Origin of the sequence: Shewanella sp. SM87 (assembly GCF_025653705.1) — a bacterium.
GTDB lineage: Bacteria > Pseudomonadota > Gammaproteobacteria > Enterobacterales > Shewanellaceae > Shewanella > Shewanella oncorhynchi.
Genome location: NZ_JAKKSC010000013.1, coordinates 21,331 through 36,869, shown reverse-complemented (window position 1 = coordinate 36,869; position 15,539 = coordinate 21,331). Strand labels below are relative to the sequence as shown.

The 15,539-nt window shown below is 46.0% G+C and carries 11 protein-coding genes; 3 read left to right on the top strand and 8 right to left on the bottom strand.

Going from position 1 to position 15,539, the window contains the following annotated elements; genetic code table 11:
• Positions 1-93: 93 nt before the first annotated feature.
• The gene (locus tag L5M11_RS12085) at positions 94-738 is read right to left on the bottom strand and encodes an MBL fold metallo-hydrolase (protein ID WP_131523516.1); all 645 of its coding nucleotides are present in this window, start codon (positions 736-738) and stop codon (positions 94-96) included.
• A gap of 255 nt (positions 739-993) precedes the next feature.
• Between L5M11_RS12085 and L5M11_RS12080 the strand changes: the two genes are divergently transcribed.
• Positions 994-2,283, top strand: a complete 1,290-nt coding sequence (locus L5M11_RS12080) for an alpha/beta fold hydrolase (RefSeq protein WP_028761020.1) — start codon at positions 994-996, stop codon at positions 2,281-2,283.
• Positions 2,284-2,493: 210 nt separating this feature from the next.
• On the opposite strand, the gene L5M11_RS12075 is transcribed toward L5M11_RS12080, so the two are convergent.
• Positions 2,494-4,593, bottom strand: coding sequence for a DNA topoisomerase III (locus L5M11_RS12075; RefSeq protein ID WP_263192198.1), 2,100 nt, complete (start codon positions 4,591-4,593; stop codon positions 2,494-2,496).
• Positions 4,594-4,759: 166 nt separating this feature from the next.
• Here L5M11_RS12075 and L5M11_RS12070 point away from each other — a divergent pair, with 166 nt between their 5' ends.
• Together L5M11_RS12070 and L5M11_RS12065 are read left to right on the top strand one after the other, a co-directional pair.
• Positions 4,760-5,047, top strand: a complete 288-nt coding sequence (locus tag L5M11_RS12070; protein ID WP_028761027.1) for a hypothetical protein — start codon at positions 4,760-4,762, stop codon at positions 5,045-5,047.
• 267 nt (positions 5,048-5,314) lie between these two features.
• Positions 5,315-6,793 carry an alanine/glycine:cation symporter family protein gene (locus L5M11_RS12065; protein ID WP_105252099.1) on the top strand — a complete coding sequence of 493 codons (1,479 nt, stop codon included), beginning with the start codon at positions 5,315-5,317 and terminating at the stop codon, positions 6,791-6,793.
• 127 nt (positions 6,794-6,920) lie between these two features.
• On the opposite strand, the gene purF is transcribed toward L5M11_RS12065, so the two are convergent.
• The 6 genes from purF to L5M11_RS12035 all read right to left on the bottom strand — a co-directional run bounded on the left by purF (position 6,921) and on the right by L5M11_RS12035 (position 15,504).
• Positions 6,921-8,435 (bottom strand): amidophosphoribosyltransferase, encoded by a 1,515-nt coding sequence (gene purF, locus L5M11_RS12060; RefSeq protein WP_028761029.1) that lies wholly within the window; start codon positions 8,433-8,435, stop codon positions 6,921-6,923.
• Positions 8,436-8,492: 57 nt separating this feature from the next.
• Positions 8,493-8,981, bottom strand: a complete 489-nt coding sequence (locus tag L5M11_RS12055) for a CvpA family protein (protein WP_028761030.1) — start codon at positions 8,979-8,981, stop codon at positions 8,493-8,495.
• Between the two features lie 115 nt (positions 8,982-9,096).
• The gene (locus tag L5M11_RS12050; protein ID WP_263175615.1) at positions 9,097-9,870 is read right to left on the bottom strand and encodes an SPOR domain-containing protein; all 774 of its coding nucleotides are present in this window, start codon (positions 9,868-9,870) and stop codon (positions 9,097-9,099) included.
• On the bottom strand, positions 9,863-11,134 hold the full coding sequence (folC, locus tag L5M11_RS12045) for a bifunctional tetrahydrofolate synthase/dihydrofolate synthase (RefSeq protein WP_263192197.1): 1,272 nt from the start codon (positions 11,132-11,134) through the stop codon (positions 9,863-9,865). Before folC ends, L5M11_RS12050 begins: the two co-directional genes overlap by 8 nt.
• A gap of 44 nt (positions 11,135-11,178) precedes the next feature.
• Positions 11,179-11,964, bottom strand: coding sequence for a tRNA pseudouridine(38-40) synthase TruA (gene truA / locus L5M11_RS12040; RefSeq protein WP_263184850.1), 786 nt, complete (start codon positions 11,962-11,964; stop codon positions 11,179-11,181).
• A 102-nt stretch (positions 11,965-12,066) separates the two neighbouring features.
• On the bottom strand, positions 12,067-15,504 hold the full coding sequence (locus L5M11_RS12035) for a FimV/HubP family polar landmark protein (RefSeq protein ID WP_263192196.1): 3,438 nt from the start codon (positions 15,502-15,504) through the stop codon (positions 12,067-12,069).
• Positions 15,505-15,539: the final 35 nt, after the last annotated feature.

The following is a 15,539-nucleotide window of genomic DNA, read 5'->3' as shown; positions in this document are numbered from 1 at the left end:
AACATAAAAAAGGTTGGTTTATTAGCTGAAATAATCATTTGATTTGCGAGTGATTATCGCTCACAAATCAAGCAATGCTGAATGGCGTCTCAATTACAGTAAAAGTTGGTCCGCGACAAAGGGGTTATGCTCGCGCTCTTCGCCAAAGGTCGACATAGGACCATGCCCAGGAATGAATTCAACCTCGGCACCTAAGGGCCACAGTTTTTCGGTGATCGAGTGAATTAAATCCTGATGATTTGATTGGGGGAAATCGGTGCGACCGATAGAACTTCGAAACAAAATATCCCCCACCCACGCCAACTTAGATTGGGCAGAGAAAAGTGCAATGTGTCCCGGCGTATGCCCAGGGCAATGCAGCACAGATAAACTTTGCTCGCCCACTTTAACAATATCGCCATCCTGTAGATATTGATCCGGTTCAAAGGCATCGCAATGGGGAAAACCAAAATTTTGGCTTTGCTTAGGTAAGTTATCAATCCAGAATTTATCAGCAATATGCGGGCCAATAATCGGCACATTGGCGGCTTTCGCTAAGGCTTTAGCACCACCGACATGATCGATATGCCCATGGGTAAGGAGGATTTTTTCGAGGACGAGTCCAAGTTTCGCCACTTCGTTTTGGATCCTGTCAATATTCCCACCGGGATCCACGACTGCAGCACGCTTGGTTTTTTCACACCAGATCAAGCTGCAATTTTGCTGAAAAGGTGTCACTGGAATAATCTGATACTTCATAGCTTCAATCTCGTGTTATCCATAAGCGATAGATTACGCTAAGAAACTCATCATGGCTCAAATTTATATCCAAAAAATTGATCTTCACCAAAAGCTAATCAAATAATCCTAGCTTACGACATAAACTATTTTGTCTATACCCAAGTTAGCTGAAGATACGCGTTTCAGGTAGCCTAGGTTACTGCATCTTCAGCTTATTTGGGTATACAATCTGCCAATCACAATAACATGATCCTCTGCCATTAAGGTTGTTTGATGAAACCCGATATTATTCTCGCCGGAGTGCTGGCGAAGAAACACACTTTTACCTTGCCCCTCAACTATCAAAATCCAATTGCAGAGCAAATCCAAGTGTTTGCCAGAGAACTCTGTAGCCCAGAAAACAAAGATAAAAAACTACCTTATATCGTATTTTTTCAAGGCGGCCCTGGATTTGCGGCCATGCGTCCCGCCAGCAACAGCGGCTGGATCCGCCGCGCATTAAAAGAATATCGAGTGTTATTACTCGATCAACGTGGTACAGGCTTATCAACACCGATTAATTACCAAAGCCTGCAACATTTAGATCCCGCAGCTCAAGCGGATTACCTAAGCCATTTCAGGGCTGACAATATCATTCGTGATGCCGAAACGATTCGTGCCCAGCTTTGTCCCGCCGATAAGTGGGCGATTCTCGGCCAAAGTTTCGGGGGATTTTGCGTGTTACATTATTTAAGCGCCGCCCCTCAAGGCGTCAGCGAAGCCTATATTACGGGTGGCATACCATCATTAACCCGTAGCAGCGACGACGTCTATCTTGCGACTTATCAACGCGTACTGGCGAAGAATAAACAATTTTTCCAACGCTTCCACGATGCTCAACATCTCGTCACTCGCTTAGCAAAACATTTGCTTGAAAATGAAGTGTATTTGGCAACGGGTGAACGCCTCACGGTTGAAATGTTGCAACTGCTGGGTATTAATATTGGAATGGAGCAAGGGCCTGAATCGGTTTATTATTTGCTTGAACAAGCCTTGATCAACACGGCTTCAGGGACAGTCGTTAACCCGTTATTTTTAAATCATTTCGGTCAAATGCTCGATTACAACACTAACCCGATTTTTGCCCTGTTGCATGAAGCAATCTACTGTCAACACTCGGCTTCACAATGGTCGGCACACAGGGTTAGACAGCAATTCCCCGCCTTTAACTATCAACAAGGTAAACCGTTTTTATTCACAGGTGAGATGATATACCCATGGATGTTTGACCAATTTAGTCACTTAGTGCCGCTTAAAGCCGCGGCAGAAATCCTTGCCCATAAATCAGATTGGCCAACACTTTACAATCTAGAGCAACTGGCACAAAACCGAGTCCCTGTTGCAGCGGCCATTTACAGTGAAGATATGTTTGTAGAGATGCAATACAGCTTAGAAACCACAAAACAAGTTGGCAGGCTAAAGTATTGGTTAACATCAGAATATGAGCACAACGGCATCCGCATGGATGGAGAACGCATACTGGATAAGCTCATCAGCTTAAACCGAGGCGACACCCTAAGATAAATATGAGCTTTAAGGGCTAATTAAGTTAATGCTGAGATTATATGCCTGCTCCTCATCAGTTGAGTGATTTTGGCAAGCTTTAACGACCTATTTCCGTATGAGTAAACCGTTTTGGTTTACTCTTTTTTTTGCCCAAATTCAGTGCTATGAAAGCGTTATTGCTTAAGGTCGAATATCCCCTACCACAGAATCACAACGCACTCGTGACTATTAAGCCTCTGTAGCCACTTTGCGTGTTCGACTCCTTGCGCCAGCACTAGCCACTGACTTCTTCACACAGCTTTTAGCTGTACTTGCAGTGCCTGCCCGTTTTGCCGAGCTCGAGGCTTTGCGGTAAGGCGACTTACGATAACCGGATTTATTACTTGCCGTTTTACGATAACCTTGGCTTTGTAAACCATTAAGCGCGGTTGGCAGTTGGGCGCCTGCATTCTGGATAAGCGTGGATAAGGTGCCGAGCAGTGGCTGCATAAAGGCTTGATAAGAGGTTTCTTTATGGCAAATGCCATTCAGACTCGCTTCCCAAAGCGCTGTCATATCCGGCGTAGTCGCACTCGCGGGCAAGCTGTTAATCAATCCTTTCCCCACGTCTGTCGAGACAATAGATTTACCTAAGCGTTGTAAAAAACCGCGTTTGAACAGCAATTCGATAATACCTGCACGGGTAGCCTCTGTACCTAATCCGTCGGTTTCTTTAAGAATTTTACGGATCTCAGGATCGGTCACATAACGGCTAATACCCGTCATAGCTCCGAGTAAAGTGGCATCGGTAAAGGCCTTTGGTGGTTGAGTATTTTTCTCCAACAATTCGCCTCGAGTACAATGCAAAGCCTGTCCCAATTTCAAAGGCGGTAATTGGCCAATAAACTCGTCATTCTCCTCATCGTCCTTACCTGCGCTTTCTTCCGTCGACTTGTTGCCACTCGCCTTACTGCCATTTGGCTCTTGGCGGGCAAAGAGTTGCTTCCAGCCGAGGGATTTATCCTGACGCGCCTTGGTATTAAATAAGCCACCCTCGATTGTCACTTGCACTGTGGTTTCACTGTAACAATAAGCCGGATAAAACTGGGCTAAGTACTGGCGAGCAACATGAAGATATAACTGCCTCTCACGCTGACTCAAGCTAGATAAGTTAGCCGTCTTCTCTGTGGGGACGATTGCGTGATGGGCGTCCACTTTTTTATCATCCCATGCTTTAGATTTAAGACGGGGATCGGGTGCATCAGCACCTTGCAATAACTCAGCAGCACCGCTACTGATCGCCTTAAGTACCGAAGGCGCAAGGTTATGTTGCTCAACGGGTAAATAACGACTGTCGGAGCGTGGGTAAGTAATGAGTTTATGACGTTCATACAAACTTTGGCAGGTATCGAGCACATCCTTAGCACTCATACCAAACCGTTTGGCCGCATCAATCTGTAACGCTGATAAGCTGTAGGGCAATGGTGGATTCTGTTTCTTGTCCTTAGCCACTAATTGAGTGACTAAAGCGGGTTTATCACTGATGCGACTCACCACATTTTGCGCTAACCCTCTCACTAACACTCGTCCTTCTTCATCCATATAAGGCTGACAAGCTTCGCTAGGTTGCCACTTGGCGCTGAAGGTTTCTTGCTTCTCGGTCGCCAAATGCGCCAGTACTTCATAAAAAGGTTTAGATTGAAAGTGGGCAATCTCTTCATCACGGCGCACCACTAGCCCAAGCAATGGCGTTTGTACTCGGCCGACGGATAACACGCCTTGATAACCGACCTTTCTACCTTGGATGGTGTACGCACGCGTCATATTCATGCCATAGAGCCAATCGGCACGACTGCGAGCTAAGGCCGATGTGGATAAAGGAATAAACTCGCGATTGCTGCGTAGCTGCGTTAGAGCCCGTTTTACAGCTTGTGGGTTTAAGTCACTGATCAGTAAACGCTGGGTTTGATGTAGCTTGTCCCCCGTCACGCCAAGATAGGCAATCACTTCATCCACGAGTAACTGCCCTTCGCGGTCGGGATCGCCCGCGTTAACCAGCGTGTTGGCTTGTTTGACTAATCGTTTTAGCACTGTGAGTTGGCTGCGGGTCGCAGCCTTAGGTTTTAGTTGCCACTTGTCTGGCACTATTGGCAAATGCTCGAATTTCCAAGACTTAAATTCGGGATTATAGGCATCAGGTTCTGCTTGCTCGAGCAAGTGACCAACGCACCAAGACACACAATCGCCATTGGCGGCTTCGATAAATCCATCGCCTTTTTTATGGGGTTTAGGCAATACATCGGCAATGGCCCGCCCTAGGCTAGGTTTCTCTGCGATATAAAGGATCATACAAACACCAAACACTGGATATAATTACAGTATAATTTAACCCAAACGCCAGTTGAGTGCAAATTTCTGTAGTACACCGAGCTTAAATGTTAAAGCTTAAGTGTAAATTCAATTGCGAATAATTCTCAACAAGACATAAGATACACTAAATAACTAAGGAGTGACTATGAGACAGTTTGCAATAAATGCGCGACAGGCTATGACAATAACTCCAGCATTAATATTAAGATTCAATCAGTTATTGATATTCCATAGCTTAATGTTACTCGCAATAAGCATGCTCACCAGTACCTGGCTGGGACAAATGAAAATCATCGATATGCCGTTAGCATGGGGATTCATTCTCGTCATTCCTATTGCTGTGAGTTTATCTCTATTACTCAGCCATCAAATCACGCGCCATAGCTTAAGCAGCTTATTCGGCGTGTGGATGCTACTTTGGGTAATGGGATAACTGACATTCATAATAAATCACTACCGTATTTCGAGTTAACTCGCCCCTCCGCTCTATTTACCCATGCTAAAACTCAATTTCAAAACACATTGGTTTCAAATATTTAACACTTTAACTATGAAGCTCCCTAAAAAATAGTTATGTTGAGTATCTTGGATATTTACAAAAAATGTCTTAATCAAAAGTGAATGTCCTAACTCAACATCTGTTGAATAACCGTAAACCTAAAAACTCTGCTAAAACAACACAATAAAGGAATCGGAGTCTATGAATGAGATTGTCAACGCGATCAATAGTGTAATTTGGAGCCCTGCACTTATTTTTCTTTGCCTAGGTGTCGGGCTCTATTTCTCCCTTCGCACTCGATTTTTACAGCTGCGCCATCTGCCAGAAATGATCCGCCTGATGTTTGATGGTAAGAGTACTGATGCGGGAGTGTCGTCTTTTCAAGCACTCGCGATGACATTAGCGGGTCGAGTCGGTACCGGTAACATTGCAGGGGTTGCCACAGCAATCACCTTTGGTGGTCCTGGCGCTTTATTTTGGATGTGGATGGTTGCCTTTCTCGGTGCCAGCTCCGCCTTCGTTGAATCGACCTTAGGTCAAGTCTATAAAGAAAAAATCAATGGCGAGTATCGTGGTGGGCCTGCTTTTTATATTGAAAAAGGCTTAGGCATGAAATGGTATGCATGGGTATTTGCAATTGCGACCATATTTGCCTGCGGGATCCTGCTGCCAGGCGTACAAGCTAACTCGATTGGTTCAAGTTTAAAAACCGCTTTCAACATAGATCCTAATGTGACTGCAGCCATACTGGCTATGCTTCTTGGTTTTATCATTTTTGGCGGTGTAAAACGTATCGCTCACTTTGCCAGTGCCGTCGTCCCCTTTATGGCACTGGGTTACATCATAGTGGCTTGTGTCATCATAGCGCTAAATATTGGCCAGCTACCGGGTATTTTATGGTTAATTATCAAAAGTGCCTTTGGCTTTGATGCGGGTTTTGGTGCCATTTTAGGCTTAGCCATCATGTGGGGGGTAAAGCGGGGTATTTACTCCAACGAAGCGGGTCAAGGTACAGCGCCACATGCCTCATCTGCAGCGGCGGTAAGCCATCCTGCCAAACAAGGGTTAGTTCAAGCTTTTTCTGTGTATATCGACACCTTATTCGTTTGCTCTGCAACAGGTTTCATGCTGCTCATTACAGGACTGTATAATGTTCAGGGCCCAGACGGTGCGGCGCTCTATACCGGCATTGCCGGAGTCGCTGCAGGACCAGGCTACGTACAAACGGCAATGGAAAGTATGATGCCAGGATTTGGCAATATCTTTGTGGCTATCGCACTGTTCTTCTTCGCCTTTACGACCATAGTGGCTTATTACTACATTGCCGAGACCAACATTGCCTATATTAACCGTAAAGTAAATCATCCTTGGTTCATGGTCGTTCTCAAAGTCGTGATCATTGGCTCAACCGTATACGGCACAGTTAAAACGGCTGATATGGCTTGGGGAATGGGTGACATTGGTGTTGGACTCATGGCATGGCTCAATATTATTGCCATTATTTTATTGAGGAAAACCGCATTCACTTGCCTTAAAGATTATGAATCACAGCAGGCACTTGGCATTGAGCCACTTTTTGATCCGGTAAAACTGGGGATTAAAAATGCGGATTACTGGGTTGAACGCAAACACGCTGAAGAAAATGTAATGACTGAAACAGCGCAACGTATAAATACGTAGACGTTACCACTATGCTCCGTTAAGCAAATATAAGCCATTAAAAAGCCAGTGATTTCTCACTGGCTTTTTTTGTATCGTTTAGAACAAAAAGGACACAAACTTTACGATACTGAATTACCCACAATCCTTATGGGTGACAGACGTTATGCAGCTCTAAGTTAGTGCCGATATCTTTATTTCGATCGGCTTTAGCATCGTCATTTCGCAGTTGCGTCAAGTGATCTAAATACGCTTGGTCAACGTCGTTTGTGATGTAGTGACCATCAAATACGGACGTTTCGAAACGTTTAATCGCAGGATTCTCCATTCTTACCGCTTCAATTAAATCGGGTAAGTCTTGGAAAATAATGCCATCAGCACCAATTAACTTGGCGATTTCATCGGCATCACGACCGTGGGCGATAAGCTCGTTTGACGTTGGCATGTCAATACCATACACGTTCGGGAAACGAATTTCCGGTGCGGCAGAGGCAAAGTACACTTTCTTAGCTCCTGCTTCACGGGCCATTTCGATGATTTGCTCTGAGGTCGTACCGCGAACGATAGAGTCGTCCACCAACAAGACATTTTTGCCTTTGAACTCAGTGTTAATCGCATTCAACTTGCGACGCACTGACTTCTTGCGCTCCTGTTGACCAGGCATGATGAAGGTACGGCCAATATAACGGTTTTTCACAAAACCTTGGCGGTACGGTAAATCCATGCAACGGGCAATTTCCAGCGCGATATCGCAAGAGGTTTCAGGAATAGGAATAACCACGTCGATATCGTGATCGTACCATTCTTTCTTAATCTTCTCGCCAAGCTTAGCGCCCATGTTGACGCGACTTGCATATACAGACACTTTGTCGATCGTCGAATCTGGACGGGCAAAATAGACGAATTCGAAGATACAAGGTGCATAGCTAGGCTCGGCTGCACATTGACGGGTATACAGCTGACCGTCAATTGAAACATAAATCGCTTCACCCGGTGCTACATCACGCATCACTTCAAAGCCAACTGCATCGAGTGCCACACTTTCAGAAGCCACCATGTACTCAGTGCCAGTGGCAGTTTCGTGCTTACCTAATACCAAAGGACGAATACCAAATGGGTCACGGAACGCGACTAAGCCTTGACCAATAATCATGGCAACAACCGCGTAGGCGCCACGAGCTTGTTGGTGTACGTTAGCGACCGCATCGAACACTTCTTCCGACGTCAGGGTCAAACTCGTGGTTTTTTGCAGTTCGTCGGCCAACAGGTTTAACAAGACTTCAGAATCCGAAGTGGTGTTCACGTGGCGACGTTTTTTGATCAGCCCTTCGGCTAATTCGACTGTGTTGGTTAAGTTACCGTTATGGGCTAATGAGATCCCAAATGGCGAGTTAACATAGAAAGGCTGCGCTTCAGATGCGCTTGAACTGCCCGCAGTTGGATAACGCACATGGCCAATACCAGCATTACCTTGTAGGCGTTGCATATGTTTGACTTCAAAAACGTCTTTAACCAAACCATTGGCTTTACGTAGTCTGAAAGCACCACGATCAATGGTCACAATACCTGCCGCATCCTGACCTCTGTGCTGCAACACTGTCAGTGCATCATAAATGGTCTGATTAACCGATGATTGGCCAACTATTCCGACGATACCACACATGGGTAAGCTTCCTCATTGTAAGATGTTCTATCACTTAGGATTATTTTATTTTCTTTCTTATAGTTTGGGTACAAAGCTGGAGGTATTTTCCAAATAGTCAAAAAACCATTGAATAACAACGCCAAATTCGGGTACTAGCACAGAATCTTTCCACCATTGGGAGTTGGGAGATCCTGTGAAAGCATCCATGAAAAACAACAAGGCGCTCACAATAAGCGCGCCTCGAATAGCACCGAAGCACAAGCCCAAAAGCCTGTCAGTGCCAGATAATCCGGTTTTGACAACAAGTTGTCCGAGAATATAGTTAACTAAGGCACCGAGTACCAAAGTGGTAATAAAGAGGATGGCAATAGAAACGCCATTACGCAGCATCTCATCGTTCATTTGTGTTAAGTGAACGGCAAGATCTTGGTAAAATTGGCTGGCAACAAAGAAAGCCGCAAACCATACCACTAAGGACATGGCTTCTTTGGCAAATCCACGGATCAGACTGATGAGAGTCGATAATCCGATGACGAATATGATAGCGTAATCAATCCAAACCATTGAGATGGCTTTCCGACATGGGCTTTAAGACGGCGCGATTCTACCAGAGACTGAAACGATTCTCACCCCTAGTGAGGTAAATAAATCATTTTCAGTCTCGAGTGTTGTATCACCATTAAGATTCTAAGGGATTAAAAGGAACAATCCAGCCCTTGAGACGCGTGAGGTTTTCCACCTCAACTTGTACTTTCTTCAGCTTTGCCTCAGACACATCGGGTCCGACAAACACTTTAGTTAATACGCCATCTTTAGGGTTTTCAGGAATAGTGTACGCTTTAAAACCACTCTTACGCAGCTGTGCAACCAAGGCTTTAACATTCGTTGCGTTGTTAAAACTGCCAAGCTGCAAGGTAAAGCCACTTTTCAAGCTGTCACGGCTGACCACTTTAACGGCATCCTCTTTGGCTGCACTGGCTTTGGGCGTTTCTGCTTTAGGCTTTTCAGCCTTAGCCACAGTAGTCGCTTTAGCGTCCGCTTTTTTAGCCGGCTCAGTTTTTACAGTGGCTTTAGGCGGCTCTTTTTTAGCTTCAGGTTTAGTTTCAGGCTTAGGCTCTGCTTTTTTAACATCAGGCTTAACGTCTTTCTTAACATCTTGCTTTGCGACTTCGATTACTGGCGCGGCGACAGACTTTTCATTGTCAGCATTAACTGGCATTTCGGCTAAGGCGACCTCAGTCCCATTCAGCGCAGCAGCATCCTCGGCCGACAAGACTTCAAACATATCATCGTCGGCTTTTTGCTGCTCAATCACGGTCGGGCGCAAAGGAATTTCGGAAAACTGCTCTTCTTGGCGATCTTTTTTGCCATCCAAAATATCCGGCAAAAAAATTACCCCAAGCGCAACCAGCACCACAGTGCCGACTAAACGATTATGAAACTGGCTAGACAAAACTGACTTCCTGCATAAATTGAGACTTAAAACCTGCCACAGTGTAAAAGGAGCCAAACACAATTACCACATCATCTGGGTTAATTTGCGCTTTTAATGCAGACCAAGCCTCAGATATGTCCTCAAACTCAAATGCAACAGCCTCAGTGGCTAATGTTTTGCGTAGCATGGCCGAACTCGCGCCACGCTCACCGTGCAGACTGACCAAATACCAAGTGTCGATCAGTGGATTGATCACAGGCAACACACCTGCAATATCTTTATCCTTCAACATGCCGCAAAGGGCGAACACGCGCTTACCCACAACGATTGGCGCTAACTGTTGTACCAAAAACCGCGCCGCATGGGGATTATGGGCAACATCGAGTAACACTAACGGCTGCTCACTCACCCGCTCTAATCGACCCGTTAACCGAGCAGTGCTAATACCCTCAGCAATAATTGAAGGCGTGATATCCGGCCAGCCCTGTTCAATCACTGCCAATACAGTCGCCGCATTAGGTAATGGCAAAGTTGGTAACGCTAAATCGTGCAGTTTGAGCACTTGACCTTGAAAATCCCACAGATTGCCATGGGCTTGATAACTGAATTCATTACCGACAGGATACAAGATGGCGCCAACCTCATTGGCGACATCATTGACAGTGTGTGGCAAGTTGGGTTCACCCACAATGGCAGGTTTACCACTGCGGAAAATGCCCGCCTTTTCACGGCCCACAAGCTCACGGGTATTACCGAGATAACTTTCATGGTCTAAATCGACCGACGTCAGTACGCTAATGTCGGCATCGATAATATTGGTAGCATCTAACCGTCCACCTAAACCGACTTCTAAGATAACCACATCAAGCTGAGCGGTTTTAAAGAGTATCAAGCCTGCGAGCGTAGCGTACTCAAAAAAGGTCAGAGAAATATCGCCGCGCGCGGCTTCAATTTGCTCAAATGCCGTAACAAAACCGCTATCACTGACATCGCTACCATTGATACGCACTCGCTCGTTGTACTTCAGCATGTGTGGCGAACTGTATACGCCCACAGTCAAACCCGATAGGCGCAGAATATTTTCGAGCATGGCGCAGGTGGTGCCTTTGCCGTTCGTCCCCGCCACTGTCACTATCTTGGTTGTACCTAAATCCAAAAGACCCAGGGTTTGCGCGACCTTAGAGACACGGGTTAACCCCATATCGATTTCGGTTGGATGTATAGATAGCAAATAATCCAACCACTGTTCCAATGCTGCATTTGACGCTGGTACTGTAAGCATGTCTGTATATCCTCGTATTCGATTATCTCTCAAATAAGATCTTTTCAATCCAACATGAATAATGGCCCAATGGCGAGCTTAGGTAATTGATATTGTTCTGGATAAGTCACATCAACTAAATAGAGTCCATGGGGTTTAGCCGTTGCTGCGGCTTGGTTTCTGTCTTTTAACGCGAGCAAATCGCCCATCCAAGTCAGTGGCTGATTACCTAGACCGATTTCTAACAATGAACCGACAATATTGCGCACCATGTGATGCAAGAAAGCATTCGCAGCGATATCAACAATCACATACATACCTTGGCGCGTGACATTAACGCAATGCACATTACGAAACGGTGTTTTCGACTGACACTGGACAGCGCGAAAGCTGGTAAAATCCTGCTCACCCAAGAGTGCCTGTGCCGCTTGGTGCATTTTGTCAGCATCGATATTGCCGTGATAATGGCTTACACCATGGCGTAAAATCCCAGGCCGAAAAGTGTGATTATAAATCACATAGCGGTAGCGTCTGGCGGTGGCCGAAAAGCGCGCATGGAAACTGTCGTCGACTTCTTTGACCCAACGAACGGCAATATTGTCGGGCAAATTAGCATTCACCCCTAAGGTCCATGCGCCTTCATTACGAATAGCATTGGTTTCAAAATGGACCACTTGGCCTGTGGCATGCACGCCCGCATCGGTACGGCCAGCGCAGAAGACGCCGATAGGCTCATTGGCCACTATCGATAACGCCCGTTCTAATTGCCCTTGTACTGAATCGACTTCGGCCTGACGTTGCCAGCCAAAATAACCATTACCGTCATATTCAATACCTAATGCAATCCGCATCCACTTATCCTCACAATTGATTTAGCGGCGCATTTTATCACAGCAGCCCATAAAAAAAACGGCGCTGAAGGCGCCGTTAGATTGAAACACTCTCAACCGGGATTAACTAATCTCTTTGAGCAAACGTCCAGCTTCATCCTGCTGGCGCTCGTTACCGTCAATTTGCACTTCTTTGAGCAGGGCTTTCGCACTGTCGCTGTCGTCAATTTCGATATAAGCACGCGCTAAATCCAGCTTAGCGTTGACTGAGTTTTCTTCATCATCAACATCGATCATCGCGGCATCACCGATTAAGGCACCGACATCACTCATCTCAACGTCAACTTCCGAATACAAATCGGTATCAGCCCCCTCTTCATCGGCATCATTCAGCAACTTGTCGATGTCGATAAAACCGTTTTCATTTTGAAAACTGGTTAAATCATGGTCAGGAACAAACTTTTTCTGCGCTTTTCGCGACTCCTGGGCATCGAGTGCAGCCAAGGCTTCATCGACGGTAAGATTATGATCATCGACCAGAGAGAAACTGTCTTCCGACGTCAACACATCTTCATCGTCATAATCTGTATTGGCTGTAAAAGCGGCGAGCACATTATCGTCACTTAAGTCTAGCCCTTGCTCAAGGTCCAAATCATCCGCGTCTTCTTTGATATCAAGTTTAAAATCTTCACTAAAATCAATATCGTTACGCGTAGCCTTAATGGGCTTCTCTTGAGAAGCATAATCGACCGCTGTGGCATCTTTGTTAGGCTCAACATCATTAGCCGTTACATCTGCTTGCGTTGCCGCAGGCTTAGCCTTAGGCGCAAAATCTAGCTCTGAGTCCCAATCGAGCACATGGGGATCTTTGCTCTTATTGGCTTTTAAATCATTAAAGAAAGAAGATTCTTTTTCTTTAACACTGGCCGCGGCTGCAGCAGCGGCCAAAGTGACTGCGGCCGTCGCTAATACATCTGCGTCGTTATCGTCACTCAATTCCTCGACTAATGTAAAAGTATCATCGGTGCCATCGATAGAGTGAGCCGCACCAATGCCTTTAAGTAAATTATCTTCGTCAACTGAATTGTCTTCTGAATCGAGCTGCGCCGTTTCCATATCGAAGTCGAATTCATCTTCATCGGCATCCAATTGCTCCGGCACATCAAACTCAGCTAAGAGTGCATCTAAATCATCATCACCTGACGCTTCACCTTTTATGTCTTCCGGTAACGAAGCTTCTAATTCTGCTGCGATTTCTGCACTGATATCATCATCTTCGGCATCGACTTTGAGTTCAGGCTCAGCATCAAAACTCGCCAGTAGTGAATCAATATCATCGGATTCTTCTACGCCTAATTCATTAAGCTCATCGTCTAACTCAGCGGCAATTTCAGCACGAATATCGGGCTCGACTTCAGGTTCAACCGCTGGCGTCGGTTTATCAAAATCCGCTAACAGAGCATCAATATCATCGGTATCTTCCACACCCAGCTCATCAAGCTCAGCGTTTAACTCTGCGGCAATTTCAGCGCCGAGGTCGGGTTCAACTTCAGGTTCTGCTGGTTTATCGAAATCGGCTAACAGGGCGTCAATGTCGTCGGTATCTTCTACGCCCAGTTCATTAAGCTCAGTGTCTAGCTCTGCGGCAATTTCAGCACCGAGATCAGGTTCAACTTCAGGTTCTGCAGGTTTATCGAAATCGGCTAACAGGGCATCGATGTCATCGGTGTCTTCTACGCCCAGTTCATTAAGCTCCGCATCTAGTTCAGCAGCAATTTCAGCGCCAAGATCAGGTTCGACTTCAGGTTCAGCGGCTGGCGTTGGTTTATCGAAATCAGCTAATAAGGCATCGATATCATCAATGTCTTCTCCGCCAATTTCATCATCTAGCTCATCACTGAGTTCTGCCGCGATGGCAGCACTGAGATCTTCATCATCAGACGCAACCACGTCTGGTGCAGGCGCTTGTGCAATCTCAGTATCTTCTGCAGGAACACTAAACTCGGCAAGTAATGCATCAAGATCATCGTCATCCGCGATGGCTTCATCGGCAGGTTTAGTGTCTGCGACTTCAACATCATTCAGCTTAGAAGTAACATCATTACTGTCATCTTCTTGAGCTAAATCGTTCGCAAAGTTACGCTCTAATTCACTTAAATCCTCTTCGGCTTCGGTGCTGTCTTCAGAAGTGCTGTTGTCAGAACCTAGGCCCGCTAATAGTGCATCAAGATCGGCTTCCTCAAGAATATTGCCAGATTTAGGTTTCTCCTCAACAATATCCTCTTCCTGATCGCCCATGGCTTCGGCCCACAGATCATCAAGAGATTGCCCTTCGTCTTCAACCTCAGGTTCGGCAGTCGTACCGGGGTCGACAAACATCTCTGACGCGATATCCATCTGATCGTGGGAGTCAGTCAAATCTTGCTCAGGTTGTAAATCGACACTGCCCATATCAAGAAGACTATCGATGGAGTCCGCATGGTCAGAATCTAAATGTACCGCCATATCGTCTAAATCGTCATCATCCATGTCCATGATGGCGGTACCCGCAATCCCAGCGGCACCGGCGGCCATAACCGCTTCTTGTGTCTGCATTTCACGACGTTCTTTATTGCGTTTACGGCGCAGGAACCAGAACACAGCAAGCAGTAAGAACAAGGCAGGGATCACAGCCGCGGCAATCAATAACACAGGACTATTAAGGATATTGCGCCACAAGTCATCGGGCTCAATAGGTGCCTCTGCCTCTACTTCAGCTTCAACAGCTGTCGTCTCTGGCACTTGCGCAGCTTCAACCTCAGCTTTCAAGGCTTGGTTTTGTAGTTTACTGGCTTGAAGTGTTTCTTCCAGCACAGCAATCCGTTGATTTAATTCTTCAACTTTAACTTTTAGCGCTTCAACATCTGAAGTGCGCACTGAGAGTTGATCTTGCGTGCGGGCTAATTCATCGGTTAATGACAGATTTTTGCTTTCTGCCGCTTCTAACCGCGCCGTCACATCTGAACTCAGCATCTTGGGCTTTTCTGGAACAGGTGTTTCAGCAACCGCTTTAGGTGGTGTCACTTTCGTTTCAACAATCACCGCAGGAGCCCTGACTGGCGCTTTCGCTGTCGTCACCTTAGCTGGCGGTTTAGACGTTGCTTTCGCCGGAGCCCGAGATTGTCTATCACTTTGCTCTGCTCTGGCTATTGCCATACGATTGGGGATCGACAGCATGACTTCTTTAGACGGAATGAGCAGGATCATACCGCGTTCTAAACTGTTATAACTGGCAGAGTTAAACGCATGAGGGTTAGCATCGTATAAGGCGGCCATCACCTGATAGACGCTTACACTGGCATCAGGACGGACTTTTTGCGCTATGCTCCAAAAAGTGTCTTTCGATGTCGTTGGACCATATTGATTGTTAACTTGACGGATCTGTCCGTCTGGCCCCATGATTTTTAAGGGTTTTAATCTTGGTGTATCTGCAGCAACGGCGGGATCAATAAAATAAGCGGTAGAAGAAACAGCTAAAACAGTGGCCATTAGACCCACAAGATACGAAGTGCGAAATTTCATCAATCCTTCCCTTTGAAGCGCTATAAAGTTATCTC

Bases quoted from the DNA above. Each gene is read 5' to 3' on its own strand.
- L5M11_RS12085 (WP_131523516.1), bottom strand. From the start codon at position 738: ATGAAGTATCAGATTATTCCAGTGACACCTTTTCAGCAAAATTGCAGC.
- L5M11_RS12080 (WP_028761020.1), top strand. From the start codon at position 994: ATGAAACCCGATATTATTCTCGCCGGAGTGCTGGCGAAGAAACACACT.
- L5M11_RS12075 (WP_263192198.1), bottom strand. From the start codon at position 4,593: ATGATCCTTTATATCGCAGAGAAACCTAGCCTAGGGCGGGCCATTGCC.
- L5M11_RS12070 (WP_028761027.1), top strand. From the start codon at position 4,760: ATGAGACAGTTTGCAATAAATGCGCGACAGGCTATGACAATAACTCCA.
- L5M11_RS12065 (WP_105252099.1), top strand. From the start codon at position 5,315: ATGAATGAGATTGTCAACGCGATCAATAGTGTAATTTGGAGCCCTGCA.
- purF (WP_028761029.1), bottom strand. From the start codon at position 8,435: ATGTGTGGTATCGTCGGAATAGTTGGCCAATCATCGGTTAATCAGACC.
- L5M11_RS12055 (WP_028761030.1), bottom strand. From the start codon at position 8,981: ATGGTTTGGATTGATTACGCTATCATATTCGTCATCGGATTATCGACT.
- folC (WP_263192197.1), bottom strand. From the start codon at position 11,134: ATGCTTACAGTACCAGCGTCAAATGCAGCATTGGAACAGTGGTTGGAT.
- truA (WP_263184850.1), bottom strand. From the start codon at position 11,964: ATGCGGATTGCATTAGGTATTGAATATGACGGTAATGGTTATTTTGGC.
- L5M11_RS12035 (WP_263192196.1), bottom strand. From the start codon at position 15,504: ATGAAATTTCGCACTTCGTATCTTGTGGGTCTAATGGCCACTGTTTTA.